This is a genomic window from Nonomuraea salmonea, assembly GCF_042428605.1.
In the GTDB taxonomy this organism is placed as follows: domain Bacteria; phylum Actinomycetota; class Actinomycetes; order Streptosporangiales; family Streptosporangiaceae; genus Nonomuraea; species Nonomuraea salmonea.
In genome coordinates this window covers 954,580-981,227 of sequence record NZ_JBHMCF010000011.1, presented here as the reverse complement: position 1 = coordinate 981,227, position 26,648 = coordinate 954,580, and the positions used below count along the sequence as shown (strand labels likewise).

Sequence of the window (26,648 nt, the reverse complement as noted above, 5' to 3'; positions counted from 1 at the left end):
TCAAATCCGTCAGCAGCCGCTGCATGAGGAGCCACTGAGTTGTCACGTCGCCTGTTCACCTCCGAGTCGGTCACCGAGGGCCACCCGGACAAGATCGCCGACCAGATCAGTGACGCGATTCTCGACGCCATGCTCAAAGACGACCCCAAGAGCCGGGTCGCGGTCGAGACGATGATCACTACCGGCCAGGTCCACGTCGCAGGCGAGGTCACGACTGAGACCTACGTCGACATCCCCGGCGTCATCCGGGAGAAGATCCTGGAGATCGGCTACGACGCCTCCCACAAGGGCTTCGACGGCGCCTCGTGCGGCGTGTCGGTGTCCATCGGCGCGCAGTCGCCCGACATCGCCCAGGGCGTCGACGACGCCTACGAGCACCGGGTGGTCGGTGACGGCGACGAGCTCGACCGCCAGGGCGCCGGTGACCAGGGCCTCATGTTCGGCTTCGCCTGCCGCGAGACGCCCGAGCTGATGCCGCTGCCGATCACGCTGGCCCACCGGCTGGCCCAGCGCCTGTCCGAGGTGCGCAAGTCGGGCACGGTGCCCTACCTGCGCCCCGACGGCAAGACGCAGGTCACGATCGAGTACGACGGCGACACGCCGGTCCGTCTCGACACCGTGGTCGTCTCCACGCAGCACGCGGCGGAGATCGACCTCAAGGAGATGCTGACCCCCGACATCAAGGAGCACGTGGTCGACCCCGTGCTCGCCGACCTCGAGCTCGACACCGAGGGCTACCGCCTGCTGGTCAACCCGACCGGCCGCTTCGAGATCGGCGGCCCGATGGGCGACGCCGGGCTCACGGGCCGGAAGATCATCATCGACACCTACGGCGGCATGGCCCGCCACGGTGGCGGTGCGTTCTCCGGCAAGGACCCGTCCAAGGTCGACCGTTCCGCCGCCTACGCCATGCGGTGGGTGGCCAAGAACGTCGTGGCCGCCGGGCTGGCCGACCGGTGCGAGGTGCAGGTGGCGTACGCGATCGGCAAGGCTCAGCCGGTCGGCCTGTTCGTCGAGTGCTTCGGCACCGAGAAGCTGGCGGTGGAGAAGATCCAGGAGGCCGTGCTGCAGGTCTTCGACCTGCGTCCTGCCGCGATCATTCGCGACCTCGACCTGCTGCGCCCGATCTACTCCGAGACCGCCGCCTACGGGCACTTCGGCCGCGAGGGCTTCTCCTGGGAGTCCACCGACCGCGCCGAGGCCCTGAGGACCGCCGCCGGTCTCTGACCCGTCACCGGCCGGCGCCACGCCGCCGGCCGTTCGCTGCGAGCCGATCGGTGCCGCCCGCCTCTCTCACGTCGGGCGGCACCGCTCGGTGTTTTCCGTGCCGCCGAACAGCGAGGCGGTCCGCGCACGGCCGGGCACACGTCGTCGTGGCGAAGTCCCCGCGTGCGTCTCCGGTGTGCCGCGACGGGCCGGCGTTCCGGTGGGGTGGTCATGGCCGGGGGTCTGGTAGACGTTGTTCGTGACCGACTCCTCCGACGACGCCCTCCTGCCGCTCGAAGCCGTGCGGCCCCCGGCGTCCGAGAAGGACACCAGGGGAGCGGTGCTCCCCGCCCCCGAGAATCCCGTGGCCAGGGTGGTCGTCGACAGCCCGCTGCCGCACCTCGACCGGCCCTTCGACTACCTCGTCCCGGCCAAGCTGCACGAGACCGCGGAGCCCGGCGTGCGCGTGCGGGTGCGGTTCGCGGGCAAGCTCATCGACGGCTTCCTCCTTGAGCGTGTCCCCAAGAGCGACCACGAGGGCCGGCTCACCCCCCTCGAACGCGTCGTGTCGCCCGAGCGCGTCCTCACCCCCGAGATCGCCGGCCTGGCCAGAGCCGTGGCCGACCGGTACGCGGGCACCCTGACCGACGTGCTGCGCCTGGCCGTCCCGCCCCGGCACGCCAGGGCCGAAGGCGAGGAGCCCAAGCCCGTCCCGCCGCAGGAGCGCCCGCAGGCGCCCTCCCCGAGCGCCTGGGACGCGTACCCGGCAGGCCCCTCCTTCCTCGCCGCCCTGCGTGACGGCCGCGCACCGCGGGCCGTGTGGTCGGCGCTGCCCGGCGCCACCGGCTGGGCGGAGCCGATCGCCGAAGCCGTGCGGGCCACCCTCGACGGCGGCAGGGGAGCGGTCGTCGTGGTCCCCGACGGCAAGGACGTCGCGCTGGCCGACGCCGCGTTCCTGCGCCTGCTCGGCCCCGGCGCTCACGTGGCGCTCACCGCGGACCTCGGCCCCGCCGAGCGCTACCGCAGGTGGCTGCGGCTGCTCAGGGGCGAGGTACGCGCGGTGGTGGGCACCAGGGCGGCCATGTTCGCGCCGGTCGCCGAGCTGGGCCTGGTGGCGATCTGGGACGACGGCGACGACCTGCACGCCGAGCGGCTCGCCCCCTACCCGCACGCCCGCGAGGTGCTCGGGCTGCGCGCCCACCGGGCGAACGCGGGCCTGCTGATCGGCGGCTACGCGCGTACCGCCGAGGCCACCCAGCTCGTCGCGAGCGGCTGGGCCAGGCCGATCGTGGCGGCCCGTACGACGATCAGGAGCCTCGCCCCGCGCGTACGCCCGGCGGGCGAGGACGCCGAGCTGGCCAAGGACCAGGCCGCCCGGCAGGCCCGGCTGCCCAGCATCGCCTGGCGGGCCCTGCGCCACGGCCTGGACGGCGGCCCCGTGCTGGTGCAGGTGCCGAGGCGCGGCTACCTGCCCGCGCTGGCCTGCCGCCACTGCCGTGCCCCGGCCCGCTGCGTCCTGCCGCCTACCAGGAGCACCCAGGACGTCCCGCCGCACGGGCAGGGCACGTTCCCGGCGCAGCAGGCCGCGCCGCAGCTCGGCACCACCTTGCAGGAGACCGCTCGGCAGGCGGGTGAGGCGGCCGGGGGGCCGCGCTGCCACGGGCCGCTCGCGCTGCGCGGCGGGCACGCGGCGCCCTACTGCCGGTGGTGCGGCCGGGTCGACGCCGACTGGCGCTGCCCGTCCTGCGGCAGCCCCAGGCTGCGCGCGGTGGTCACCGGCGCCAGGCGGACCGCGGAGGAGCTGGGCAGGGCGTTCCCCTCCGTGCAGGTGCGCACGTCGGGCAGGGACGGGGTGCTGGCCACGGTGCCCGCCGCCCGCGCCCTGGTCGTCGCCACCCCCGGGGCGGAGCCGGTGGCGGAGGGGGGCTACACGGCCGCGGTGCTGCTGGACGGCTGGGCCCTGCTCGGGCGGGCCGACCTGCGGGCGGGGGAGGAGACCGTGCGCCGCTGGATGAACGCCGCCGCGCTGCTGCGTCCCGGGGCCGAGCTGGTGGTGCTGGGCGACGCGGCGCTGCCGGCCGTGCAGGCGCTGCTGCGCTGGGACCCGGTCACCCACGCCGAGCGCGAGCTGGCCGACCGGGCCGAGCTGGGGTTCCCGCCGGCGGTACGGATGGCCACGCTCACCGGCCCGGCCAGCGCGGTCAGGCAGATGATCGACGAGGCCCGCCTGCCCTCCGACGCCCAGGTGCTCGGCCCCGTACCGGTCGATGACGACGGGCAGGAACGCGCCATGATCAGGGTGCCCAGGGCGGGCGGCGCGGCGCTGTCGGCCGCGCTCAAGGGCGCCAGTGGCGTACGCGCGGCGCGCAAGACGCCGGATGTCGTCAGGGTGAGTGTCGACCCCCTCGACCTGATTTAGCCCGTTTCCCCGATTCGCTCATCCGTTGGCCAGCCGTTAGCGTGCCCATGTGTCGATCGAATGGGTGAACCAGGCCATCGACGACCTGCGTGCTTGGGGGCGCACGCGGGACGTCGAAGTGGACGCGGACGAGGTCCGCCTGCTCTGCGACTACGCCAGCGACTACCTCAACGTCAACGAACTTCGCGACTTCACTCCCGAGACCTTCGACGAGCTGCTGCTGTCCATCTATCCCCGCAAGGTCATCGCTCCGCCCGAGAGCGCGCCCGAGACCGTCGCCGCCGCCCGCACGCTCGTCGACTACCTCAGCGAGGCCGGTCAGGTGAGCGCCGAGACGGCGGCGGCCATGCGTTCCAGGCTCGACGACATCGAGCCCCGCATGCCGGAGGCGCTCGCCGATCCGGCGAACTTCGGCATGGCCAAGAGCCTGTTCAGCTCCATCGGCCCAGAGTCGCTCGAACAGTCGATCGCCATCCCGTCCGGCGAGCTGCCCGACCTCGGCGAGGCGCCCTGCGACTGCCCGGCCTGCACGCCGCTGCCCGCCGTCCGCCTCGCCGAGCCCGAGGAGCTGCGGGCCGCGCTGCCCGCCGTCCCCATGCTGGCCGAGCAGCCGCTGACCGGCGACGGCGACCCGCTGGCCGCGTGGGCCCGGCGCGTCGCCGACCTGCTCGACCACGACACAGGCGGCGCCGTCACCGGCTCTCCCGAGCTCGACGAGGGCCTCTACGACCTGTTCGACATGCTCTACCGGCTGCAGACCCGGGTGCCCGTCACGGTGATCGGCGACTACCTCGACGAGATCGCCGGCGACCGCGCGATCGACCTGCCCGCCGTGCTCGACCGGCTGGAGTGGACGGGCCTGCTGCGCGTCACCGGCGACACCGCCGAGCTGACCCCGGTGGCCGTCTGGGTGCTGCGCGAGCACTACCTTTCGGTCGGCGTCGAGGCGCCCGAGGCTCCCGACCTGGCCGAGGCCGACGCACTCGGGCTCATCGAAGGGCTGCTCGAAGGCGTGCCCACCGAGCTGGCCGAGGCCGACATCGACCGCTGGCTGGCGGGGCGGGTGCCGGTCGAGGCCGCCGGCGAGCTGCTGGCCGCCGCGTCGGGCGCGCCCGCCGTGGCGCGCGGCATCGCCATCACCATCGTCGACCGGCTCGGCCCCGAGGCCGAGCCCGCCGTCCGCGGCTACCTGGAGCACCAGGAGCTGCGCCCGCACGCCATCCACTGGCTGGCGGCCCGTAAGCTCTCCGCGCCGCCCCTCACGCAGGACGAGCTGCTGTGGGTCAGCGTCGACATGCTGGCCCTCGCCATGCCGGCCGCCGAGGCCGATCCGGAGATCTTCGCCGAGAACATGGCCGCCTCGGGCCCGCCCGCCCATCTGATCGAGGAGATGTGGCGGGTCGACCACCCCGACGTGGTCGAAGTGCTGGAGCTGCTCGGACGCTCCATCCCCGACGGCACGGTCGCCAAGGCGGCGCGCAAGGCCGCGTTCAAGGCCCGGTCCCGAGCCATCCGTTGAGTACGCTCATGTGACCGGTGTGCAGTAAGTTTCGTGGGTGGCAAACAACGTCTTCGACCTCGCCGAGCTGCGCAAGCTGATCGATGAGCAGGCCGCCGTGCCTCCACGGCCCCCTGAGGAGACCCCGGAGGAGCGCGAGGCCCTGACGTTCCCGCCGGTCCTGCCGGCGCCGGACGCCGAGCTGGCCGCGGCGGTGCCCACGGTGCCGCTGGTGGCCGACGCCATCCGGCTGACCACCTGGACGGACACCCGCAAGGTCGGCGCCGACGGCCACCTGAGCGCGGCCGACGCCGCCGCGGCCGCCGCCCACCTCGGCGTCCCGCTCACGCGCCTGCGCCTCATCTGGGTCGTCGCCGTCAACACCGGCCTGCTGCAGATCCTCGGCGGCCAGGCCACCCGCGGCCCGCTGTCGATGCAGCTGACGGTCGAGGCCACGCTGGAGTTCTGGGACGGCGTGGTCATGGACGTCCTCGACCGCGCCGACGACGGCCTGACCGGTTCCGCCGTGGTCGACGGCCATCTGGCCGAGATGCTCGCCACGATCTACTCCGTACGCTCGGGCGTCGCCACCGCCAACCTGGCTCGCGGCATCCTGCAGTCGCACGAGGTCGCCTGCGCGCCCGGCCCCGCCGAGATGCGCAAGATCGCCGCCGCGCTGCCGGCCGAGCTGCTGGAGGCGCTTTCGCTGCTGGCGTACTGCGGGCTGGTCGAGCAGACGCCCGCGGGGCGCACCGCGCTGACCCCGCTCGGGGTGTGGGCCATCCGCCGTGACCTGCTGCGCGAGGGCCACGACGCGCCGACCACCGCCGAGGTCGAGGTGTTCGCCGACCTGTCGGCCGCCGAGCTCGTCGAGGCGCTGGTCAAGGGCAGCGCCACCCAGAGCGCGGTGGCCGGGTGGCTGGAGCGCCGCTCGCCCGAGTCCGCGGCCCGCGACCTCATCGAGATCGCCGCGTCCGGCACCGCAGGGCAGCGCGGCGCCGTCGGGGCCATCATGGAGGAGCTGGGGCCCGAGGCGGAGGCGCCTGTCAGGCAGGCGCTCGACCACCCGCTCACGCGCCGCTACGCCGCCTCCTGGCTGCACATCCGCGACCTGCCCGCGCCCGCGCTCAGCTCTGAGGACCACACCTGGATCGCCGTCGACTCCCTGGCGGCCCTCATGCACCTGTCCAGCCCCGCCGCCGGCCGCCTCGACCCGCCGGAGCCCGGCGAAGACCTCATCAAGCTGATCGGCGAGATGCCCGCTGTCGGCCACCCCGACACCGTCGCCGTGCTCGACATGCTCGCCGCCGCCCACGACGACCCCGCCGTGGTCAAGGCGGCGCGCAAGGCCGCGCTGAAGGCCAGGACGCTGGAGCACGCCAGGACGCACGGCCCCCGGTGACGCCCGCACCTGCACTAAACTGGGCTGATCCACGCATGAGAACGGAGTGACCCCCTTGGCGATCCAGCCCATCCGGCTGTTCGGAGATCCGGTGCTGCGCACCCCGGCGGCCCCGGTCGTCGACTTCGACAAGGAGCTGCGCAAGCTGGTCAAAGACCTGACCGACACGATGATGGACGCCCCGGGCGCCGGTCTCGCCGCCCCTCAGATCGGCGTGGGCCTGCGGGTGTTCACCTACTACGTGGACGAGCAGCTCGGCCACCTCATCAACCCCGACCTCGACCTGTCGTCCGACCTCGACGAAGAGGGCGAGGAGGGCTGCCTGTCCTTCCCCGGCCTGTCGTTCCCCACCCCGCGCGCGGTGCGCGCCGTGGCCAAGGGCTTCGACATGCACGGCGAGCCCGTCACGCTCGAGGGCACCGACATGATGGCGCGCTGCTTCCAGCACGAGACCGACCATCTCGACGGCATCCTGTTCATCGACCGCATGGACCCCAAGCAGCGCAAGCTCGCGATGAAGGCCGTGCGCGAGGCCGAGTGGAGCGGGCTGGCCGCACCGGTGGTCAGGTTCTCGCCCCACGCCACCGGCGGAAAGGCACTCTGACAGCATGCGTCTGGTCTTCGCGGGCACACCCGAGACGGCACTGCCGTCCCTGCGCACCCTGATCGACTCGCCACGGCACGACGTCGTCGCGGTCGTCACCCGTCCCGACGCGCAGTCCGGCCGGGGGCGCAAGGTCCACCCCTCCCCGGTCGCCGAGCTCGCGGAGGAGGCCGGCATCGAGGTGCTGCGCCCGCAGAAGGCCGGCGACCCCGCCTTCCTCGACCAGTTGCGCTCGTACGAGCCCGACTGCTGTCCCGTCGTCGCCTACGGCGCGCTGCTGCCGCAGAGCGCCCTCGACGTGCCGAAGCACGGCTGGGTCAACCTGCACTTCTCGATCCTGCCCGCCTGGCGCGGCGCGGCGCCCGTCCAGCACGCGATCCTGCACGGCGACGAGATCGGCGGGGCCAGCACGTTCCAGATCGTCAAGGAGCTCGACGCCGGGCCCGTCTACGGCGTCGTCACCGAGGAGATCCGCACCACCGACACCAGCGGCGCGCTGCTGGAGCGGCTGTCGGTCTCCGGGGCGGGGCTGCTCGCCGCCACCCTCGACGGCATCGAGGACGGTACGCTCGAGCCGCGCCCCCAGCCCGCCGACGGCGTGACCGTCGCCCCCAAGATCACCGTGACCGACGCCCGCGTCGACTGGGCCAAGCCCGCCATGCACGTCGACCGGCTGATCCGCGCCTGCACGCCCAACCCGGGCGCGTGGACCGAGTTCCGCGGCCAGCGGATCAAGCTCGGCCCCGTGCGCCCGGCGCCCGGCGAGAAACTCGCCCCCGGTGAGCTGGCCGCCACCAAGGCGCGCGTGCTCGTCGGCACCGCCACCGGCGCGGTCGAGCTGAGCGAGGTGCAGCCGCAGGGCAAGCGGCTGATGGGGGCGGGGGAGTGGGCCCGCGGGGTGCGCCTCGAGGGCAAGGAGACCTTTCAGTGACAGCGGCCTGGACCGGCGCTTCCCACGGCCCTTCGGCCTGGGCCGGCGGGTCTCGCGGCCCTTCGGCCGTCCGTGTGGGGCGCCGTCGCTGGGGTGCGGGCGGTGGCCGGACGCGTTGTTTCCGACGGGGTTGTCGACAGGGTTTCTACGGGGTGCTGTGCCGGGCGTGAGTGAGGGTTCGTGGGCATGAAGGCCAGGGGGCATCAGGGGTCCGGCGGCGGTAACCGGGCGCGCGGGCCACGCCGGCCGACGCGTGATCCCGCCCGTAACGCCGCCTACGACGTCGTACGCGCGGTGGACGAGCGCGACGCGTACGCCAACCTGCTGCTGCCACGCCTGCTGCGCGACCGGGGCATCAAGGGGCGCGACGCCGCACTCGCCACCGAGCTGGCCTACGGCACGCTGCGCGGGCTCGGCACCTACGACGCGATCATCGAGATGTGCAGCGACCGGGCGCCCGATCCCGACGTACGCGACGCCCTGCGCATCGGCGCCCACCAGCTCCTGCGCATGCGCGTGCCGCCGCACGCCGCCGTCGGCACCACCGTCGACCTCGTACGTCTGCGCATCGGCGCCGGTGCGGCCAAGTTCGTCAACGCGGTGCTGCGCAAGATCGGCTCCAGGACGCTCGACGAATGGCTGCCCATCGTCGCGCCCGACCCGGCCGACGACCCGGTGGGCCATCTCGCCATCGCCTACGGCCACCCCCGGTGGATCGTCTCCGCCTTCCGCGACGCCCTCGGCGCACCCGACGAGATGCCCGACCTGCTCGACGCCGACAACGCTCGCCCGCTGGTGACCCTGGTCGCCAGGCCGGGGCGTTCGTCGGCCGAGGAGCTCGAAGACGTGGGCGCCCTGCCGGGCCGCTACTCGCCGTATGCGGCCTACCTGCGCGAAGGCGACCCCGGCGGCATCGACGCGGTCGCCGAGACGCGCGCCGCCGTCCAGGACGAAGCCAGCCAGCTCGTCGCCCTGGCCCTGACCCGGGTGCCCGTCGAGGGCGACGGGGACGAGCTGTGGCTCGACATGTGCGCCGGCCCGGGCGGCAAGGCGGGCCTGCTCGACGCCATCGCCGTCCACGGCGACCTGGCCGGCCTCGCCGAGGAAGCGCGCGCACCGGGCGCGTCCTCGTCCGGAGAGCCGCTCACCTCGTCACGGGGAGGGGCGGCCTTTCCCGGTGGGGCTCGGGTGCTGGCCGCCGACGTACAGCAGCACCGGGCGCGGCTGGTCTGGGAGACCACCAAGGACGCCTCGGTGATCACCGCCGACGGCACCGAACCCGCGTGGCGGCCCGGCGCGTTCGACAGGGTGATGCTCGACGCGCCGTGCACGGGGCTCGGGGCGTTGCGGCGGCGTCCCGAGGCACGGTGGCGGCGCGACGCCGCCGGCGTCGCCGAGCTGGGCAAGCTCCAGCGGCGCCTGCTCGGCACCGCGCTCGACGCCGTGCGTCCCGGTGGTGTGGTGGCGTACGTGACGTGCTCGCCGCACCTCGCCGAGACCCGCGTCGTGGTCGGCGACCTGCTGGCGCGCCGCGACGACGTCGAGCAACTCGACGCCCGCGACTACCTGCCCGAGGTCGAGGGCCTCGGCGACGGCCCGCACGCCCAGTTCTGGCCCCACAGACACGGCACCGACGCCATGTTCCTGGCCCTGCTCCGCAGAAAGCCCCGGCCGTCCTGAACGCCCGCCTGGGCCGGCGCGGCTGCTCGGACTGAACGCACGCTCGGGCGTGTGGTCCGCTCGGGTGTGTGGGTTCGCCTGGCCTTGGGCGGCCGCTGGGCCTGGACGGTCGCTCGGACCTGCGCGTTCGTCCGCGTTTGAACGTCTGCCACGTGTTGCTGGGTGAGGGCGGGGCAGGGGGTGGGGCGGGCGGATTCGGGGGGTGTGGGGGAGTTGTGTGGCGGTGGGGGGTGGAGGTGTGGTCCGATCGGCGGCGTGGACTTTCTGGACGATCTTCATAGGGCGGAGCTCGGGCCGATCGCCTGGCTTCAGGGCTGGCCGGATGTCGTCAGGCCGGTGATGGAGCTGGTGTCGGTGTTCGGCACCAACACGTTCTTCCTGCTCGTCCTGCCGGTTCTGTACTGGTGTGTCAATCCGGCGCTGGCGTTGCGGCTCGGGTTCACGGTGATGGTGGCTGCGGGGACCAACGCCATCGGGAAGCTGGCGTTGCATCAGCCGCGGCCTTACTGGATCGACCCCGGAATCCGGGCGTTCTCCGTTGAGGAGAGCTTCGGGTTGCCTTCTGGGCATGCTCAGGTCGGCACCGCGGGGATGGGGCGGCTGGCGGTGGCGGTCGGGCGGCCGTGGGCGTGGTGGGTGGCGGTGGTGACCATGGCGCTCGTGTGCTTGAGCCGGGTCTATCTGGGGGTCCACTTCATCTCCGACGTCGTGGTGGGGGTGGCGCTCGGGGTCGTGGTGCTGGTGGTCGTGCTGCGGGTGGAGCGGCCGGCGACGCTCTGGTGGCGGCGGCAGGCACTGTGCGTGCAGCTGTGCGCCTCCGTGGCGGCGTCGGGGGTGCTGCTGGGGGTGGCGGCGCTGGCCAGTGCGCCGTACGGGGACTGGGCCGTGCCCGCGGGCTGGAGCGCGGCCGGGATGGTCGATCCCGAGAGCCTGGACACCGTCGTCGTGATGTCAGGGGTGCTGCTGGGGACGCTGGCGGGCACGTCGGTGATGTACCGGATCGGGTGGTTCGATGCGGGCGGGCCGCTCGGACTGCGGGCCGCACGGTGGGTGCTGGGCACGGTGGTGGCGGTCGCCATCTGGTACGCCGAACGCGAAGTGCTGCCCGAGAGCGGGGCCTCCACCTTCGTGGCGTTCGCCGTGCTGGCGCTGTGGGTGCAGCTCGGGGCGCCGGTGCTGTTCATCCGGCTGGGGCTGATGGAGCCGGCGGCCACCGCCGAGCCCGCCGTGAGCGCGGGGGCCCGGAGCGGCGGGGGCGGTGGGCACGGGCGGGGTCACTAGACTTGGGGCATCATGGCCGTACAGATCTCGCCCAGCATCCTCGCCGCAGACTTCGCCAGGCTCGCCGATGAGGCCGCCGCCGTCCCCAACGCCGACTGGCTGCACGTCGACGTGATGGACTACCACTTCGTGCCCAACCTGACCCTTGGGCTGCCCGTGGTCGAGGCGCTGCGCAAGGCGACCGACACACCGCTCGACTGTCACCTCATGATCGCCGATCCCGACCGCTGGGCGCCGCAGTACGCCGAGGCGGGGGCGGGCAGCGTGACCATCCACGCCGAGGCGGCCAAGGCGCCCATCCGGACCTTCAGGGAGATCCGGTCCCTGGGGGCCCGCGCGGGGCTGGCGCTCAACCCGGCGACGCCCGTCGAGCCGTACGAAGACCTGCTCGCCGAGATCGACATGCTGCTGCTGATGACCGTCGAGCCGGGGTTCGGCGGGCAGAAGTTCCTCGACGTGGTGCTGCCGAAGGTGCGGCGGGCCCGTGAGCTGGTCACCCGGTACGGCGGCCGGGTCTGGCTGCAGGTCGACGGCGGTGTCGACGCCGACACCATCGGCCGGTGCGCCGAGGCGGGCGCCGACGTGTTCGTGGCGGGCAGCGCCGTCTACGGTGCCTCCGACCCGGTGGCCGCCATCGACGAGCTCCGCGCCGCCGCCGACCGCGCCACCTCCTGAACCCGCTTCTTCTTGCGCCGGTCGTGCGGTCTTCGAGGAGCGCGGCCGACCTCGCTGACCGCAAGGGCTCCTGAGGGGGCGCAGCCCCGGAGACCGCGGGGGCGATTCCCGCCGCCATCCGCGGCGACCCCGCCTCGGCCGTGCGGTGGGGTCGGGCCTGTGGTCGTTCATCGTGAAGTGACATGAAATGTCTGTCACCTGGGTAATTCTTCACTTATGAGCGACTATGGGATCTTCGGGCCCCGCTCGGTGACGTGGCGGGTGATGGGGGAGCCGATCCTGCTCGTGGGCGGGATCCGGGCGCTGCTCATGCAGGGGCTGCATCCCAGGGCGATGCGCGGGGTGCTGCAGAACTCCGCGCTCATGGACCCGAACGAGGCCTGGTCCCGGTTCGTCAGGACGACCGAGTTCGTCCGCGTGCGTACGTACGGGACGCACGCGGAGGTCGAGCGGGCCGGTCGCCGGGTGCGGAAGATCCACGCCAGCCTGACCGCCCACGACCCGGACACCGGCGAGACCTACCGCCTCGACGAGCCCGACGCGCTGCGCTGGGTGCACGTGGGCGAGGTCGACTCGTACCTGTCGGTGGCCCGCAGGGCGGGGGTGCGGCTGTCGGACGAGGACGCGGACGCGTTCGTGGCGGAGTGGCGGCGCGCCGCCGAGGTGGTGGGGCTGGCCGGGGACGAGGTGCCGGGGTCGGTGGCGGAGCTGCGCGACTACATCGAGGCCGAGCGCCCGCGGCTGCGGTTCGTGCCCGAGGCGTCCCATCCGCTGCGCATGTCGCTGAACGCCCCGCTCCCGCTGCTGCTCACGCCGCTCAAGCCGGCGCTGCCCGCGCTGACCCTGCTGTCGTTCGCCACCCTGCCGCGCTGGGCCAGGCGCCTGTACGGGCTGCCCGCCACGCCGGTCGGCGACCTGTGGGCGACGGCGACGCTGCGTACCCTGCACACCGGGATCGGCCTGGTCCCGGGGCACGTCCTGCACAGCCCGGCGGCGCGCAGGGCCCGCCGCATGATGGCCGCCTGAACGAGCGCTTGCTCAAAAGATGAGGGGCGGTCGCGTGCTTTGCGAAGGACGTGGCAGACTGGTGGCGAAAGAGAGCTAGCGTGCTCCGGGGTCGGTGAAAGTCCGAACCGGCGGTGACAGTCCGCGACCCGGCCGATGCCATCGGCCGGTTGACCCGGTGAAATTCCGGGACCGACGGTTAAAGTCCGGATGGGAGGAAGCGCGCGAGGTGTCCGGTGTCCCAGCCGGGCGCCTGCCGTGACGTATGGCATGCGTCTCGGCGAAAGATCCCCCGGGGCCCGCCGTGGCTTGGAGCTACTGGCGAGTAGGAGACCCGGGTGGAGATACCCGAGCAAGACGCCGCGCACATGGCGCGCGCCGTCGAACTGGCCGGTCGTGGACACGGCAGCACCACCCCCAACCCCGTCGTCGGCTGCGTCGTGCTCGACGCCGCGGGGCAGGTCGCCGGCGAGGGCTTCCATGCGTACGCGGGCGGCCCGCACGCCGAGGTCGTCGCCCTGGCGCAGGCGGGAGAGCGAGCGCGGGGCGGCACCGCGTACGTGACGCTGGAGCCCTGCGACCACACCGGCCGCACCGGGCCGTGCAGCCTGGCGCTGCTGGAGGCGGGCGTGGCCCGCGTCGTGATCGCGGTCCCCGACCCCAACCCCAAGGCCGCAGGCGGTGCCGCGCGGCTGCGCGCCCACGGCGTGGCCGTCACCTCAGGGGTGCTGGCCGAGGCCGCCGAGCGGGCCAACGAGGAGTGGCTGACCTTCGTCCGGCTCGGGCGTTCCCACGTCACGTGGAAGTTCGCCGCCACGCTGGACGGCAGGTCGGCCGCCGAGGACGGCACCAGCCAATGGATCACCTCGCCCGAGGCGCGGGCCGACGTGCACCGCCTGCGGGCCGCCTCCGACGCGGTCATGGCCGGCATCGGCACGGTGCTGGCCGACGACCCCCAGCTGACGGCCCGCCCGCCCCGCCCGGCCGGCGCGGCAGGTTCGAGCGGCGCGGCAGGTTCGAGCGGCGCGGCAGGTCCTAGCGGTGCGGCCGGCCCGAGCGGTGTCCAGAAGGGGCCGCTCCGGGTGGTCGTGGATCCGGACGCGCGCACGCCCGCGTCGGCGCGGGTCCTCGACGACCGGGCCCCCACGCTGATCGCGGTGGCCGACGACGTGGACACCGGCCTCAAGGCCGACCTGCTGCGCCTGCCCCGCCACGACGCGGGGCTCGACCTGCGGGCCCTGCTCAAGGAGCTGGCCGCGCGGCAGGTGGTGAGCGTGTTCCTGGAGGGCGGTCCCGCGCTGGCCGGGTCGTTCGTCCGCGAGGGGCTGGTGGACCGCGTGGTGGCGTACGTGGCGCCCGCGCTGCTCGGCTCGGGAAGGGCCGCGCTGGGCACGGCGGGGGTGGGCACGATCGGCGAGCTCCACCGCCTGACATTTGACGAAATTTCCGTAATCGGGCCGGACGTGCGGCTGATCGCCAGGCCCGTCCCCACCCACCGGCAACCAGGCGAGGAGCGCTAGATGTTCACCGGAATCATCGAGGAAAAGGGCGAAGTGACGGCCATCGACCAGGCGGGCGGCGGCGCGCTGCTGTCGGTGCGCGGCCCGCTGGTCACCTCCGACGCGGGGCACGGCGACTCCATCGCGGTCAACGGCGTCTGCCTGACCGTGGTCGAGGTCAAGGACGACGTGTTCACCGTGGACGTGATCAGGGAGTCGCTCGACCGCAGCTCCCTGGGCGGCCTGAAAGAGGGCTCGGCGGTGAACCTCGAACGCGCCGTACGCGCCGACCAGCGCCTCGGCGGCCACATCGTGCAGGGCCACGTGGACGGCACCGCCGTGCTGCTGTCCCGCGAGCCCGGCGAGAGCTGGGACGACCTGCGCTTCACGCTGCCGCCCGCGCTCAGCCCGTACGTCGCGGAGAAGGGCTCGATCGCGATCGACGGAATCAGCCTGACGGTCACCACGGTTGACGACGAAAGCTTCGGCGTGAGCCTGATCCCGACCACGCTCAAGCTGACGACCATGGGCGAGCGCCAGGTGGGTGACGTGGTGAACATCGAGGTCGACGTGATCGCGAAGTATGTGGAGAGGCTGGTGGGCAAGTGAGCTGGGCCGAGGCCGGATTCGAGATATTCGGCACGCATGTGTTGTGGACCGACCTGGTGGGCAACATCGCAGCCCTGGCCACGGTCGTGCTGGCGATGCGCAAGTCGATGTGGACGTGGCCGGTGCAGTTCGCCGGGGCGGTGCTGCTGCTGATCGCCTCGATCAGCGCCCACGTCACCGGCAACGCGCTGAAGCAGGTGCTGTTCGCCGGCCTGGCGATCTACGGGTGGTACGCCTGGCGGCGCGGCACCCAGGACGGCAGGCGGCTGGCGATCAGGCAGGGCGCATGGTGGGAGCGGCTGCTGCTGGTCGTCATCGCGGTGGTGGGCACCATCGCGGTCGCGGTGGTGTTCTGGGTGACGGGCCTGTCGTGGGGCGCGCACGTGCCGCTGCCGGAGGGCGCGGTCCTGGTGGCCGCCGACGCCTACATCTTCGTCGGCAGCGCGCTCGCGACCTGGGCGCAGGGCCGGGCACTGGTGGACTTCTGGATCGTGTGGCTGGCGGTCGACCTGGTCGGGGTGCCGCTGGCGTTCAGCTCGGGGCTGGTGGTCTCGGGCGCCGTCTACGGCGTGTTCTTCGTTCTGGTGGTGGTCGGGTTCGTCAAGTGGCTGCGGGAGTCTCGATCCGCGCCGCTGAGCGTGCCGGTGACCGGGGGAGCGGCCCCCGAGGGAGTGGCCCGATGAGTGACATCAAGCTCGACCCGATCGAGCGCGCGATCGACGACATCCGCAACGGCAAGCCGGTGGTCGTCGTGGACGACGAGAGCCGCGAGAACGAGGGCGACCTCATCTTCGCCGCCTCGAAGGCCACGCCCGAGCTGTGCACGTTCACGATCAGGCACACCAGCGGCATGATCTGCGTGGCCATGGAGGGCAAGGAGCTCGACAGGCTGGGCCTGCCGCTCATGGTCTTCCACAACAAGGAGCGCATGCGCACGGCGTACACGATCACCGTGGACGCCCGCGACGGCGTCACCACCGGCATCTCGGCGGCCGACCGGGCCAGGACCATCCGCACGCTCGCCGACTCGGCCACCGAGCCGGACGAGCTCGTGCGGCCCGGCCACGTCTTCCCGCTGCGCTACCACGAGGGCGGGGTGCTGGCCAGGCGCGGCCACACCGAGGCGGCGGTCGACCTCGCCAGGCTGGCCGGGCTGTCGCCGGCCGGGGCGCTGGCCGAGGTGGTCAACGACGACGGCACCATGGCCAGGCTGCCCGAGCTGCGCCGCTTCGCCGACGAGCACGACCTCGCGCTGGTCTCCATCGAGCAGCTCGTCGATCATCGGCGGCGGGCCGAGAGCATGGTCACCAGGGTCGCCGAGACGCGGCTGCCCAACGCGTACGGGATGTGGCGGGCCTACGGCTACGCCAGCGCCCTCGACGGCGGCGAGCACGTCGCGCTCGTCTACGGCGACCTGACCGGCGGCGAGAACATCCTGGTCAGGGCCCACTCCGAGTGCCTGACGGGCGACGTGTTCGGCTCGCTGCGCTGCGACTGCGGCGTGCAGCTCGACAACGCCATGGCGGCCATCGCCCGCGAGGGCCGCGGTGTGGTCATCTACCTGCGCGGGCACGAAGGCAGGGGGATCGGGCTGCTGGCCAAGCTCAAGGCGTACAGCCTGCAGGACAACGGCAGCGACACCGTCGACGCCAACGTCGAGCTGGGGCTGCCGGTCGACGCGCGGGAGTTCTCCAACGCCGGCCAGATCCTGGCCGACCTCGGGGTCAAGTCCGTCCGGCTGCTCACCAACAATCCGGCGAAGCTCAAGGGCATGGACGGCTACGGCATCAAGGTCGTCGGCAGGGAGCCGATGCCGGTGGCGATGAACCCGTACAACGAGCGTTATCTCACGGCCAAGCGCGAACGGCTCGGCCACGACATCTCGGAGGCGTCATGAGCGGGGAAGGACGGCCGGTCGCGAGCGCGCCGGACGCGGCGGGGCTGACGGTCGGCGTGGTGGCGGCGAGCTGGCACGCCGCGATCACCGACCAGCTCGTGGCGCGGGCGCTGCGGGCGTGCGACGACAGCGGCGCCGGCGCGACCGTGGTACGGGTGCCGGGGTCGCTGGAGATCCCGGTGGTCGCCCAGGCGCTGGCGCGGCAGTGCGACGCGGTGGTGGCCCTGGGCGCGGTCATCCGCGGGGAGACCGCCCATTTCGACTACGTCTGCGACTCGGTGACGTCCGGACTGACGCGGATCTCGCTGGATGAGGCGACGCCGATCGGCAACGGCGTGCTCACCTGCGAGTCGATGGAGCAGGCGATCGACCGCTCCGGCCTGCCCGGCAGTAAAGAGGACAAGGGGTACGAGTCGGCCGTCGCCGCCCTCGAGACCGCCCTGCTGCTGCGCCGGCTCCGCGTCTCCGAGGCCGGGCTGCGATAGGTTTCCCTTCGTGTCAGAGCCCGTATCCCCTCCGCCCCTGCCCGTCACCTGGCGTCCGCGCCGGGCCCGCGTCGTCGCCTACGGCTTCGCCGCGCTGATCGTGGTGGGGGCGGTGGTGATGGCGGTGCTCATCGCGCCGCCGTTCCAGATCGCCGACCGGGTGGCGATCGTGGCGTTCGGGTGCGCGGTGGCGTACGTGCTGCACCTGCTCGGCCGGGTCAGGGTCGAGGCCGACGACGAGGGCGTCACGATCGTCAACGCCGTCCGCACCCACCGCTACACCTGGCCCGAGGTCCTGGAGGTGACGCTGCTTGTGGGCGACCCCTGGCCGCGCATCGACTTCTCCGACGGGCGCACGATCGGGGCGATGGGCATCCAGGGCTCCGAGAAGGCGCGTGCCCGCCAGGCCACCGCCGAGCTGGAGGCCCTGATCAAAGAGCGTGGCGAGGCGCGCGAGTCGCAATGATCCGCGCCGGCCATCGCCTGGAGCGCGGTGGCGACGTAGCCTGAAGGCGTGCTGCGGCGGACAATCAGGGCAACGGACATCGAGTCGCCCGACGAGCTGATCGAGCTCCTCGACCGGCACTCTTACCTGGCCGACGAAGGGCTGGCCACGGCCGCCTTCCTGGCCCTGCGCATGGGCCGGCCGCTGTTCCTCGAAGGCGAGGCGGGGGTCGGCAAGACCGAGCTGGCCAAGACGCTGGCCGCGCTGCTGGACGCGCCGCTCATCAGGCTGCAGTGCTACGAGGGGCTGGACGCCGCCCAGGCGCTGTACGACTGGGACTTCGCCCGCCAGCTCCTCCACCTCAAGGCCGCCGAGGCCGCCGGCATCGCCGACGTGGGCCGGCTGGAGGGCGAGATCTACGACCGGCGCTTCCTCATCGCCAGGCCGCTGCTGAAGGCCATCGAGACGCAGCCGAGCGTGCTGCTGGTGGACGAGATCGACCGGGCCGACGACGAGTTCGAGGCGTTCCTGCTCGAGGTGCTCTCCGACTTCACGATCTCGATCCCCGAGCTGGGCACGGTGAAGGCCGCCACCCCGCCGGTGGTCGTGGTGACCTCCAACAGGACGCGCGAGGTGCACGACGCGCTCAAGCGGCGCTGCCTCTACCACTGGCTCGAACATCCCGGCTTCGAGCGCGAGGTCGCGATCCTGCGGCGCCGCCTGCCCGCCTGCACCGAGACGCTGGCCGCGCAGGTCGCCCGCGCGGCCGGCCGGCTGCGGCAGGCGGACCTGGTCAAACCGCCGGGCGTGGCCGAGACGCTCGACTGGACCGAGGCGCTGCTGACGCTCGGCGCCGAGGAGCTCGACCCCGGACGGGCCGCCGCCACGCTGGGCGCGGCGCTGAAATACCGGGAGGACGTCGCGGCGGTGCTGGGCAACGGGCTGCTGGACAAGGTGCTGCCGGGCCATGAGTGAGCTGGTCGCCACCATGACGGGGTTCGCCAGGACGCTGCGCGCCGCGGGCGTCGCGGCCGACCACGAACGCACCCAGAACCTGCTCGGAGCCCTCGGCCACCTCGACGTGACCGACCCCGCCGAGGTCTACTGGGCCGGGCGGCTGACGTTGTGCGCGGGGCCCGACGACCTGCCCCGCTACGACCGCTGCTTCGCCGCGTACTTCGGGGGCCACAAGGCCGCGCTCACCCGTACGGCGACCGCGACCGTCACCCGCCACCTGGCCGAGCACGATGGCGACGAGGGCGGCGACGGCGAGGACGACGGCACCACCGCGCCCGCCGCCGCCAGCAGGGCCGAGGTGCTGCGGCACCGCGACGTGGCCCGGCTGAGCGAGGCAGAGCGGGCCGAGGTGCACCGCATGCTCGCCCTGCTGAGCCACGGCCGGGCCAGGCGCCGCTCGCGCCGGTTCGAGCCCGCCCGCAGGGGGAGCCTCGACCAGCGCCGCACCGTCCGCGACGCGCTCAGGAAGGGCGACGTGGCCAGGCTCCGCCGCCGCAGGCACAGCACCAGGCCGCGCCAGGTCGTGCTGTTCGTGGACGTCAGCGGCTCGATGGCCCCGTACGCCGAGACGCTGCTGCGCTTCGCCCACGCGCTGGTCAGGACCGAGCCGAGGGCCACCAGGGTCTTCTCGGTCGGCACCAGGCTCACCCCGATCACCGCCGAGCTGCGCCACCGAGACCCCGGGACGGCGCTCAACGAGGTGTCCAAGGTGATCCCCGACTGGAGCGGCGGCACCCGGCTCGGTGCGGAACTGAAGGAGTTCCTCGGCCGTTACAGCGCCAGGGGCGCGATCGCGGTGATCGCCTCCGACGGGTGGGAGCGTGGCGACCCCGCGTTGCTGGGCACCCAGATGGGCCGGCTCGCCCGGCAGGCGCGCCGGGTGATCTGGGTCAATCCGCACAAGGGGTACGACGACTACCAGCCGCTCACGGGCGGCATGCGGGCCGCACTGCCCCACCTCGACGACCTGGTGGCCGGGCACAGCCTGGCCGCGTACGAGCGACTCAGCGAAAGGCTCGCCCATGCGTGACGTGCTGCCGGAGATCATGAAGTGGTGGCGGTCGGGGCTCAAGTTCGGACTGGCCACCGTGGTGGGCACCTGGAGCAGCGCACCACGGCAGCCCGGCGCGGCCATGGCGGTGCGCGGCGACGAGGTGGTCGGCAGCGTCTCGGGCGGCTGCGTGGAGGGCGCGGTCTTCGAGCTGGCCGCCGAGGCCGACGCGCCCCTGCTGCAGCGGTACGGCGTCAGCGACGACGACGCCTTCGCCGTCGGCCTCACCTGCGGCGGCATCATCGACATCCTCGTCGAGCCGGTCTCGATCGAGACCTTCCCCGAGCTGGGCGAGATCGCGGCGGCGGTGGAGGAGCACCGCCCGGTCGCCGTGGCCACCATCGTCTCGGGGCCTGGCCAGGTCGGCGCCCGCCGGATCATCTGGCCCGACCACGCCACCGGCAGCCTCGGCCTGGAGCGCCTCGACGCGGCCGTGGACGACGACGCCCGCGGCATGCTCGCCCAGGGCCTGACCGGCCTGCGGCACTACGGCGGTCAGGGGGAGCGGCGGCTGGACGACCTCGCGGTGTTCGTGCAGTCGTTCGCGCCGCCGCCGCGGATGCTCGTGTTCGGGGCGATCGACTTCGCCGCCGCCGTCGCCAGGGTGGGCAAGTTCCTCGGCTACCACGTCACCGTGTGCGACGCCCGGCCGGTCTTCGCCACCGCCAAGCGCTTCCCCGACGCCGACGAGGTCGTGGTCAAGTGGCCGCACGACTACCTCGCCTCGGTGCAGGTGGACGAGCGTACGGTGATCTGCGTGCTGACCCACGACCCCAAGTTCGACGTGCCGCTGCTGGAGGTGGCGCTGCGCACGAACGCGGGCTACATCGGCGCCATGGGCTCGCGCCGCACCCACGACGACCGCATGGCGCGGCTGCGCGAGTCGGGGCTCACCGAGGACGAGCTGGCCAGGCTGCGTTCGCCCATCGGGCTCGACCTCGGCGCCCGCACCCCCGAGGAGACCGCGGTGTCGATCGCCGCCGAGCTGATCCAGCTGCGCTGGGGCGGCTCCGGCCGGCCGCTGACCACCACGGAGGGCCGCATCCACCACGAGACGCCGTGAGGGACGCGCGGGTGGCCGGGCTGCTGCTGGCCGCGGGCGAGGGGTCGCGGCTCGGGCGGCCGAAGGCGCTGGTCGAGTACGCCGGTGAGCGGCTCGTCGATCGCGGCGTGCGGCTGCTGGCCGAGGGCGGCTGCCATCCCGTCGTGGTCGTGCTGGGCGCGGCCACGGTGCAGGTGCGGGGCGCGGTGACCGTGCGCAACCCCGACTGGGCGAGCGGCATGGGCTCCTCGCTGCGCGCCGGGCTGGCCGCGCTGCCCGCGCAGGCGGAGGCGGTGGTGGTGGCGCTGGTGGACCAGCCGCTGATCGGGCCCGGCGCGGTGCGCGCGCTGATCGGCTCGGGGGCGGGGCTGGCGGTCGCCACGTACGGCGGGCGGCGCCGCAACCCGGTGCTGATCGCCCGTACGCACTTCGCCGGGGTGGCGGAGCTGGCCGTGGGCGACGTGGGGGCGCGGGCGTACCTGAAGGCTCATCCCGAGCTGGTCACCGAGGTGCCGTGCGACGGGCACGGCGACCCGTCCGACATCGACACGCCCGCCGACCTCGACCGGCTGCTGCCCCGCTCCTAGAAGCGCAGGGAGGCGATCGCGGCGCGGTGGTCGCTGCCCGTGGCGGGCGCCACGCCCGCCTCGGTCGCCGTCATGCCGCGGTGGAGGATGTGGTCGGGCCTGGTGATCGGGAACTCGGCCGGCCAGGTGAACCCGAACCCGTCGCCCGCCTCGCTCTGCGCGTCGGTCAGCGGCGGCGTCAGGCCGCTCATGCCGCGGTCGGTGGTGGCGGTGTTGAGGTCGCCGAGCAGCAGGATGCGCTTGCTCGGGTCGGCGTCGACGAGCTCGCGCGCCCTGGCCAGCGAGACGTCGCGCGAGGTGGTGTGTCCCGGCCTGGCCGAGGCGAGGTGCATGACGTAGACGGTGACCTTGCCCTTGGGGGTGGTGACGACCGCCCGCAGGGCGCGCGGCCAGCCCATGCCGACGTCGAGCGGCTTGGTCTCGCTGAGCGGGTAGCGGCTCCACAGCCCGACCGTGCTGACCGCGTAGTGGTGTTTGAACATCTTGTTGAGCTGCTTGGCCGCCGGGCCGCCCCTGGTCAGCTCCTGTGCGGCCAGCAGGTCGAGGTCCTTGGCGATGGCGCGTACGGCCTCGCCCGACGCGTTGTTGGTCACCCCCACGTTGACGGTGCCCACGGCCAGGTCGCTCGGACCGCCAGGCGGGGTGCGCAGCAGCGTGGAGCCGAACATGGCGGCCCAGATCAGGCCGGGCAGCAGCGCGGCGGCCACCGCGCCGGTCGAGCGGGCGACGGCGGCGAAGGCCAGCAGCAGCGGCACCGCGAGGCCCATCCACGGCAGCAGGCTCTCCAGGACGGGGGTGAACCCACCCAGCGCCGGGATCAGCCGATGGCCCGCCAGGGCCGCGGAAACCACGACGGAGACGACGATGACGACCCGCTTCAGCACCTGATCCAGGCTAGCCGCTCCTGCCCGGCGCACCGGCGCGATAGCATGGTGCCGTCTCAACAGAACATCATTCGGTCAGTGGGAGCCCTGAATGCGCATCGGTATGGCACTCAACTACGCGGGCGGCTTCAAGGAGTCGGTGGCCGAGCTGGCCGACTACGAGAAGGCCGGGCTGGACATCGTGTTCGTGGCCGAGGCCTACTCCTTCGACGCCGTCAGCCAGATGGGCTACATCGCGGCCAGGACCGAACGGCTGCAGATCGCCTCCGGCATCCTGCCGATCTACTCGCGCACGCCGACGCTGCTCGCCATGACGGCCGCCGGGCTCGACTACGTCTCCGACGGGCGGTTCACGCTGGGGCTCGGCGCGTCGGGGCCGCAGGTGATCGAGGGCTTCCACGGGGTGCCGTACACCGCGCCGCTCGGGCGTACGCGGGAGGTCATCGAGATCTGCCGGCAGGTCTGGCGGCGCGAGCGCGTCCAGTACGACGGCCGCCACTACACCGTGCCGCTCCCGCCCGACCAGGGCACCGGTCTGGGCAAGCCGCTGAAGCTGATCAACCACCCCGTACGCCCCCGCATCCCCATCATGATCGCCGCCATCGGCCCCAAGAACGTCGAGCTGACCGCCGAGCTGGCCGAGGGCTGGGAGCCGATCTTCTACCTGCCGGAGAAGGCCGCCGACGTCTGGGGCGCCTCGCTGGCCGCGGGGAAGGCGAAGCGCGACCCCGAGCTGGGCGAGCTCGACGTCGTCGCGCACGCCACGCTGGCGATCGGCGACGACGTGGCGGGGCTGCGCGAGTTCGGCCGGCCGATGGCCGCCCTCTACATCGGCGGCATGGGCGCCAAGGGCCGCAACTTCTACAACGACCTGGCCAGGCGCTACGGCTACGAGAAGGAGGCCGAGCAGATCCAGGACCTCTACCTGGAGGGCAAGAAGGACGAGGCCGCCGCGCTGGTCCCGGCCGAGCTGCTGGAGAAGACGTCGCTCATCGGCAGCGAGGGCTTCGTGCGCGACCGGGTGCGGGCGCTGAAGGAGTCGGGGGTGACCACCCTGAATGTGGCGCCGATCGCCAAGACGCACGAGGACCGGGTCAGGCTCATCGAGCAGATCAAGGAGATTGTGTCGTAGATCACACTTCATCAGGGAATTTGCCACATTTCCTGATGGTTATGCCGGGCTGTGAGGTTTTCCGTGGTGATCGTGTGGCTCATCGAGCGGCTGCACATCGATCTGTGCAGGCTGCACGGATCGCTCTGTAGCTGACGCCGCTCTCGTCCCTGTCGTCAACTCCCTCACCCCGGCATGCCTCTGGCATGCCCGCATGCGAAGGCATCCCCCCGTGAAGAGATTCACCTTCTCCCTGCAGTTGCTGCTGGGCCTCGCCGTCGGCATCGCCCTCGGCTTCGTCGCCAAGATCTGGGACGTCGCCTGGCTCACCGAGACACTCACCAAGGTCGGCTCGATCTTCGTCCAGCTGCTCAAGCTCGCCGTACCGCCACTCGTCTTCACCGCGGTCCTGGTCAGCGTGGCCAACCTGCGCAACGTCAACGGCGCCGCCAGGCTCGCCACCAAGACGCTGGTCTGGTTCCTCATCACCGCGGCCGTCTCGGTGGCGCTGGCGATCGGGCTCGGCCTGCTCATCAACCCCGGCCAGGGCGTCACCCTCGACACCGGCGCGGCCAAGGCGCCCGAGCACGCCGGCACCTGGCTCGACTTCGTCACCGGCATCCTGCCCACGAACATCGTCACCGCCTTCACCGAGGTGGAGGTCCTCCAGATCGTCTTCCTCGGCGTCGTGCTCGGCGCGGCCGCCCTGGCCGCCGGCGACAAGGCCGAGCCGTTCCTGAACCTCGCCCGTTCCGTCCTGGAGCTGGTGCAGAAGGCGCTGTGGTGGGTCATCAGGCTCGCCCCCATCGGCACCGCCGGCCTGATCGGCAAGGCCGTCTCCACGTACGGGTGGGACCTGCTCGCGCCGCTCGCCAAGTTCAGCGCCGGCGTCTACATCGGCTGCTTCATCGTGCTGCTCGCCGTCTACCCGGCGCTGCTGGCCTTCTGGGGCAAGGTGAGCCCCGTCCGGTTCTTCCGCAACGCCTGGCCCGCGATCGAGCTGGCGTTCGTCTCCCGCTCCTCGGTCGGCACGCTGCCGCTGACGCAGCGGGTCTCGGTCGAGCGCAACGGCGTGGACGCCGACTACGCCTCGTTCGCCGTGCCGTTCGGCGCGACCACCAAGATGGACGGCTGCGCCTCGGTCTACCCGGCGCTCGCCGCGATCTTCGTGGCCCAGGTGTTCGGCATCCAGCTCGGGGTGGGCGACTACCTGCTCATCGCGTTCGTCTCGGTGGTCGGCTCGGCCGCCACGGCGGGCCTGACCGGCGCGACCGTCATGCTGACGCTCACGCTCAGCACGCTGGGCCTGCCGCTCGAGGGCGTCGGCCTGCTGCTGGCCATCGACCCGATCCTGGACATGATCCGCACCGCGACCAACGTGACCGGGCAGATGGTCGTCCCGGTGCTGGTGGCGCGCTCGGAGGGCCGCCTCGACACGGCCGTGTTCAACGCGCCGCCGCAGCCGCTCGACCAGCCGCGCGTGGCCCGCGTGGCGGAGCCCGCGACGGCCTGAGTCCGTGAAAAAGGGGGGCGGGTGCACCGCCCCCCTTTTTCCTGCCCGTACGCGGCCTGGCAGCGTGTACGCGGGGCGTCGGGGGCCGCGGGGGCCTATGGTAAGTCGGAAATCCTGATAATCCTGATTTCTAAGTATTTGGCGGGGATATGTCCGACGCGGAGCGCGCGCCCTCCTTGATCGCCGGCCGGTACCGGCTCGACGAGCGCATCGGCAGCGGCCCGATGGGCGAGGTGTGGCGGGGGTACGACACGCGGGCCGACTGGGTCGTGGCCGTCAAGGTGCTCGGCGCCAGAGCGGCCGGCCCGGCCACCCGTGAGGTGCTCAGGCAGCACGCCCAGGCCGTCGCCAAGGTCATCCACCCCAACGTCGCCATGGTCCTGGACGTCGGAGAGCACGACGGGGCGCCGTTCCTCGTCATGGAGCACCTGACCGGGCTCAGCCTGGGCGAGGAGCTGGCCGCGCGCGGCAGCCTGACCATCGTCGAGGTGTGCGACCTGATCGGGCAGGCCGCCGCCGGCCTCGACGCCGCGCACCGGGCCGGCGTCGTGCACGGGCAGGTCGATCCCGACGCCTTCAGGATGGCCGCCAGCGGCGTGCTCAAGGTCGTCGGGTTCGGGATGGACGGGCGCGAGCCCGTACGCGGCAGCGGCCGCTACGCCGCCCCCGAGCGGGTCCCCGGCGAGCCCGCCGAGGCGCCGGGCGACATCTACGCGCTGGGCTGCGTCTGCTACGAGCTGCTGTGCGGGCGCCCGCCCTTCGACGACGACGCGCCCAGGGGTCAGGTGGCGCCGCCCGGCGGCATCAGGGCCGAAGTGCCCGCCGAGCTGGACCGGCTGGTGCTCGCCATGCTCGCCGACGACCCGGCCAGGCGGCCGGGCAGTGGCGAGTCCATCAGGCGTACGCTCGCCGCCATCGCCCGCCCCAAGCCCGCCGCGCCGCCCCAGACCGGTGCCTTCCCCGACGGCGCCTTCCCCGACGGCGGCGTCCCGCCCCAGACCGGTGCCTTTCCGCACGGCGGCGTCCCGCCGCAGACCGGTGCCTTTCCGCACGGCGGCGCCCCGCCCCAGGCCGGTCCCGGTCCTGGGCCCGGGGGGATGCCGCAGACCGGGGCCTCGCTGCGCGGGGCCGGGCTCGGGCAGGGGGCCGGCGCCACCGAGGTCTACGCCGTTCCGCCGCGGGCCGGTGACACCGCCGTCTTCCAGGCCGCCGACCTGGAGCCCGAGCCGCCGTCGGGAGCCCGTAACCGCAAGCTGATCCTGCAGATCGGCATCGCCGTCGCCGTCATCGCGGCCGTGACCGTGGTCATGGTCTCGATCGCGGGACAGCGCGAGGAGCAGCCGGTCGCGGAGCCCACCCCCACCGTCGTCCCGACCGACACGCTGCAGGAGGTGGAGCCCAGCTCACCGCCGCCCAGCCCCGACCCCACGCCGGAGACCGTGGCCACGATCGGCGAGGACGACATCACCTCGCTGAACGAGGCCGTGACCCCCAAGGCCACCCTCGGCGGCAGGTCCGAGCCGGCCGGCGGGTACGGCACCTGGCTCCAGCGCTTCGACCAGGCCCTGATGGCGCAGGAGGCGACGGGCGGCATCGACCCCCGCGTCTCCGGCAAGGCCCGCGAGAAGCTCAGGAAGGCCGCGAGGAAGCTCGGCGAAGGCCACCTGGACTCGACGCTCAACCACGTGGCAGGCGTCTACCGCGACCTGCTGCGGGCCCAGGAGAAGGGCGACATGCGGTCCTCCGGCCCGGCTGCCGAGTTCATGCGCGACTGGCGCCTGCCCGGCCACTGACCCAGCCTGGGAGC

At 73.0% G+C, this 26,648-nt stretch carries 24 protein-coding genes and 1 riboswitch; of the genes, 23 read left to right on the top strand and 1 reads right to left on the bottom strand.

Annotated elements, in window-relative coordinates; all coding sequences use genetic code 11:
* Nucleotides 1-39 precede the first annotated feature (39 nt).
* From metK to ACFFR3_RS14785, 20 genes are all read left to right on the top strand, one after another.
* On the top strand, nt 40-1,227 hold the full coding sequence (gene metK / locus ACFFR3_RS14880) for a methionine adenosyltransferase (protein WP_345401234.1): 1,188 nt from the start codon (nt 40-42) through the stop codon (nt 1,225-1,227).
* A 238-nt stretch (nt 1,228-1,465) separates the two neighbouring features.
* Entirely contained in the window at nt 1,466-3,625 is a 2,160-nt protein-coding gene (locus ACFFR3_RS14875; RefSeq protein ID WP_379483290.1) for a primosomal protein N', read from the top strand.
* A gap of 49 nt (nt 3,626-3,674) precedes the next feature.
* Nucleotides 3,675-5,144, top strand: a complete 1,470-nt coding sequence (locus tag ACFFR3_RS14870; RefSeq protein ID WP_379483289.1) for a hypothetical protein — start codon at nt 3,675-3,677, stop codon at nt 5,142-5,144.
* A 37-nt stretch (nt 5,145-5,181) separates the two neighbouring features.
* Nucleotides 5,182-6,525, top strand: coding sequence for a hypothetical protein (locus ACFFR3_RS14865; RefSeq protein WP_379483288.1), 1,344 nt, complete (start codon nt 5,182-5,184; stop codon nt 6,523-6,525).
* 55 nt (nt 6,526-6,580) lie between these two features.
* On the top strand, nt 6,581-7,129 hold the full coding sequence (def, locus tag ACFFR3_RS14860) for a peptide deformylase (RefSeq protein WP_345401243.1): 549 nt from the start codon (nt 6,581-6,583) through the stop codon (nt 7,127-7,129).
* A gap of 4 nt (nt 7,130-7,133) precedes the next feature.
* Entirely contained in the window at nt 7,134-8,060 is a 927-nt protein-coding gene (gene fmt / locus ACFFR3_RS14855) for a methionyl-tRNA formyltransferase (RefSeq protein ID WP_379483287.1), read from the top strand.
* Between the two features lie 186 nt (nt 8,061-8,246).
* Complete coding sequence (locus ACFFR3_RS14850) at nt 8,247-9,740, top strand: RsmB/NOP family class I SAM-dependent RNA methyltransferase (protein WP_379483286.1); 1,494 nt, start codon at nt 8,247-8,249, stop codon at nt 9,738-9,740.
* 255 nt (nt 9,741-9,995) lie between these two features.
* Nucleotides 9,996-11,021: a phosphatase PAP2 family protein gene (locus tag ACFFR3_RS14845; protein WP_379483285.1), complete on the top strand. Its 1,026-nt coding sequence runs from the start codon at nt 9,996-9,998 to the stop codon at nt 11,019-11,021.
* A 12-nt stretch (nt 11,022-11,033) separates the two neighbouring features.
* Entirely contained in the window at nt 11,034-11,696 is a 663-nt protein-coding gene (rpe, locus tag ACFFR3_RS14840) for a ribulose-phosphate 3-epimerase (RefSeq protein WP_364365959.1), read from the top strand.
* Between the two features lie 216 nt (nt 11,697-11,912).
* Complete coding sequence (locus ACFFR3_RS14835) at nt 11,913-12,722, top strand: oxygenase MpaB family protein (protein ID WP_345401255.1); 810 nt, start codon at nt 11,913-11,915, stop codon at nt 12,720-12,722.
* A 76-nt stretch (nt 12,723-12,798) separates the two neighbouring features.
* A riboswitch (FMN riboswitch) is annotated at nt 12,799-12,929 on the top strand.
* A gap of 110 nt (nt 12,930-13,039) precedes the next feature.
* Entirely contained in the window at nt 13,040-14,221 is a 1,182-nt protein-coding gene (gene ribD, locus ACFFR3_RS14830; RefSeq protein WP_379483284.1) for a bifunctional diaminohydroxyphosphoribosylaminopyrimidine deaminase/5-amino-6-(5-phosphoribosylamino)uracil reductase RibD, read from the top strand.
* Complete coding sequence (locus ACFFR3_RS14825) at nt 14,222-14,809, top strand: riboflavin synthase (RefSeq protein ID WP_345401258.1); 588 nt, start codon at nt 14,222-14,224, stop codon at nt 14,807-14,809.
* The gene (locus tag ACFFR3_RS14820; protein ID WP_364365967.1) at nt 14,806-15,492 is read left to right on the top strand and encodes a nicotinamide mononucleotide transporter family protein; all 687 of its coding nucleotides are present in this window, start codon (nt 14,806-14,808) and stop codon (nt 15,490-15,492) included. The genes ACFFR3_RS14825 and ACFFR3_RS14820 overlap by 4 nt, the downstream gene beginning before the upstream one ends.
* A complete protein-coding gene (locus ACFFR3_RS14815) occupies nt 15,489-16,706 on the top strand; it encodes a bifunctional 3,4-dihydroxy-2-butanone-4-phosphate synthase/GTP cyclohydrolase II (RefSeq protein WP_345409685.1) in 1,218 nt (405 codons plus the stop codon). Before ACFFR3_RS14820 ends, ACFFR3_RS14815 begins: the two co-directional genes overlap by 4 nt.
* The gene (gene ribH, locus ACFFR3_RS14810) at nt 16,703-17,191 is read left to right on the top strand and encodes a 6,7-dimethyl-8-ribityllumazine synthase (RefSeq protein WP_345401261.1); all 489 of its coding nucleotides are present in this window, start codon (nt 16,703-16,705) and stop codon (nt 17,189-17,191) included. Before ACFFR3_RS14815 ends, ribH begins: the two co-directional genes overlap by 4 nt.
* Nucleotides 17,192-17,201: 10 nt before the next feature.
* On the top strand, nt 17,202-17,657 hold the full coding sequence (locus ACFFR3_RS14805; protein WP_364365976.1) for a PH domain-containing protein: 456 nt from the start codon (nt 17,202-17,204) through the stop codon (nt 17,655-17,657).
* A 48-nt stretch (nt 17,658-17,705) separates the two neighbouring features.
* A complete protein-coding gene (locus ACFFR3_RS14800) occupies nt 17,706-18,611 on the top strand; it encodes an AAA family ATPase (RefSeq protein WP_379483283.1) in 906 nt (301 codons plus the stop codon).
* Nucleotides 18,604-19,683, top strand: a complete 1,080-nt coding sequence (locus ACFFR3_RS14795; protein ID WP_345401267.1) for a vWA domain-containing protein — start codon at nt 18,604-18,606, stop codon at nt 19,681-19,683. The genes ACFFR3_RS14800 and ACFFR3_RS14795 overlap by 8 nt, the downstream gene beginning before the upstream one ends.
* Entirely contained in the window at nt 19,676-20,767 is a 1,092-nt protein-coding gene (locus ACFFR3_RS14790) for an XdhC family protein (protein WP_364365985.1), read from the top strand. The genes ACFFR3_RS14795 and ACFFR3_RS14790 overlap by 8 nt, the downstream gene beginning before the upstream one ends.
* Complete coding sequence (locus ACFFR3_RS14785; RefSeq protein ID WP_364365988.1) at nt 20,764-21,333, top strand: nucleotidyltransferase family protein; 570 nt, start codon at nt 20,764-20,766, stop codon at nt 21,331-21,333. The genes ACFFR3_RS14790 and ACFFR3_RS14785 overlap by 4 nt, the downstream gene beginning before the upstream one ends.
* On the opposite strand, the gene ACFFR3_RS14780 is transcribed toward ACFFR3_RS14785, so the two are convergent.
* A complete protein-coding gene (locus ACFFR3_RS14780) occupies nt 21,330-22,217 on the bottom strand; it encodes an endonuclease/exonuclease/phosphatase family protein (RefSeq protein ID WP_364365991.1) in 888 nt (295 codons plus the stop codon). The two genes, ACFFR3_RS14785 and ACFFR3_RS14780, sit on opposite strands and share 4 nt — an antisense overlap.
* A gap of 91 nt (nt 22,218-22,308) precedes the next feature.
* On the opposite strand from ACFFR3_RS14780, the gene ACFFR3_RS14775 reads away from it, so the two are divergent.
* The 3 genes from ACFFR3_RS14775 (at nt 22,309) to ACFFR3_RS14765 (ending at nt 26,634) form a co-directional block, all read left to right on the top strand.
* Entirely contained in the window at nt 22,309-23,349 is a 1,041-nt protein-coding gene (locus tag ACFFR3_RS14775; protein WP_379483282.1) for an LLM class F420-dependent oxidoreductase, read from the top strand.
* 211 nt (nt 23,350-23,560) lie between these two features.
* Complete coding sequence (locus ACFFR3_RS14770; RefSeq protein ID WP_364365997.1) at nt 23,561-24,841, top strand: dicarboxylate/amino acid:cation symporter; 1,281 nt, start codon at nt 23,561-23,563, stop codon at nt 24,839-24,841.
* 149 nt (nt 24,842-24,990) lie between these two features.
* Entirely contained in the window at nt 24,991-26,634 is a 1,644-nt protein-coding gene (locus tag ACFFR3_RS14765; protein ID WP_379483281.1) for a serine/threonine-protein kinase, read from the top strand.
* Nucleotides 26,635-26,648 lie beyond the last annotated feature (14 nt).

What these genes read in the sequence shown, in the direction of transcription:
- fmt (WP_379483287.1), top strand. Translation starts at nt 7,134, where the DNA reads ATGCGTCTGGTCTTCGCGGGCACACCCGAGACGGCACTGCCGTCCCTG.
- ACFFR3_RS14850 (WP_379483286.1), top strand. Translation starts at nt 8,247, where the DNA reads ATGAAGGCCAGGGGGCATCAGGGGTCCGGCGGCGGTAACCGGGCGCGC.
- rpe (WP_364365959.1), top strand. Translation starts at nt 11,034, where the DNA reads ATGGCCGTACAGATCTCGCCCAGCATCCTCGCCGCAGACTTCGCCAGG.
- ACFFR3_RS14835 (WP_345401255.1), top strand. Translation starts at nt 11,913, where the DNA reads ATGAGCGACTATGGGATCTTCGGGCCCCGCTCGGTGACGTGGCGGGTG.
- ACFFR3_RS14825 (WP_345401258.1), top strand. Translation starts at nt 14,222, where the DNA reads ATGTTCACCGGAATCATCGAGGAAAAGGGCGAAGTGACGGCCATCGAC.
- ACFFR3_RS14815 (WP_345409685.1), top strand. Translation starts at nt 15,489, where the DNA reads ATGAGTGACATCAAGCTCGACCCGATCGAGCGCGCGATCGACGACATC.
- ribH (WP_345401261.1), top strand. Translation starts at nt 16,703, where the DNA reads ATGAGCGGGGAAGGACGGCCGGTCGCGAGCGCGCCGGACGCGGCGGGG.
- ACFFR3_RS14795 (WP_345401267.1), top strand. Translation starts at nt 18,604, where the DNA reads ATGAGTGAGCTGGTCGCCACCATGACGGGGTTCGCCAGGACGCTGCGC.
- ACFFR3_RS14790 (WP_364365985.1), top strand. Translation starts at nt 19,676, where the DNA reads ATGCGTGACGTGCTGCCGGAGATCATGAAGTGGTGGCGGTCGGGGCTC.
- ACFFR3_RS14775 (WP_379483282.1), top strand. Translation starts at nt 22,309, where the DNA reads ATGCGCATCGGTATGGCACTCAACTACGCGGGCGGCTTCAAGGAGTCG.
- ACFFR3_RS14765 (WP_379483281.1), top strand. Translation starts at nt 24,991, where the DNA reads ATGTCCGACGCGGAGCGCGCGCCCTCCTTGATCGCCGGCCGGTACCGG.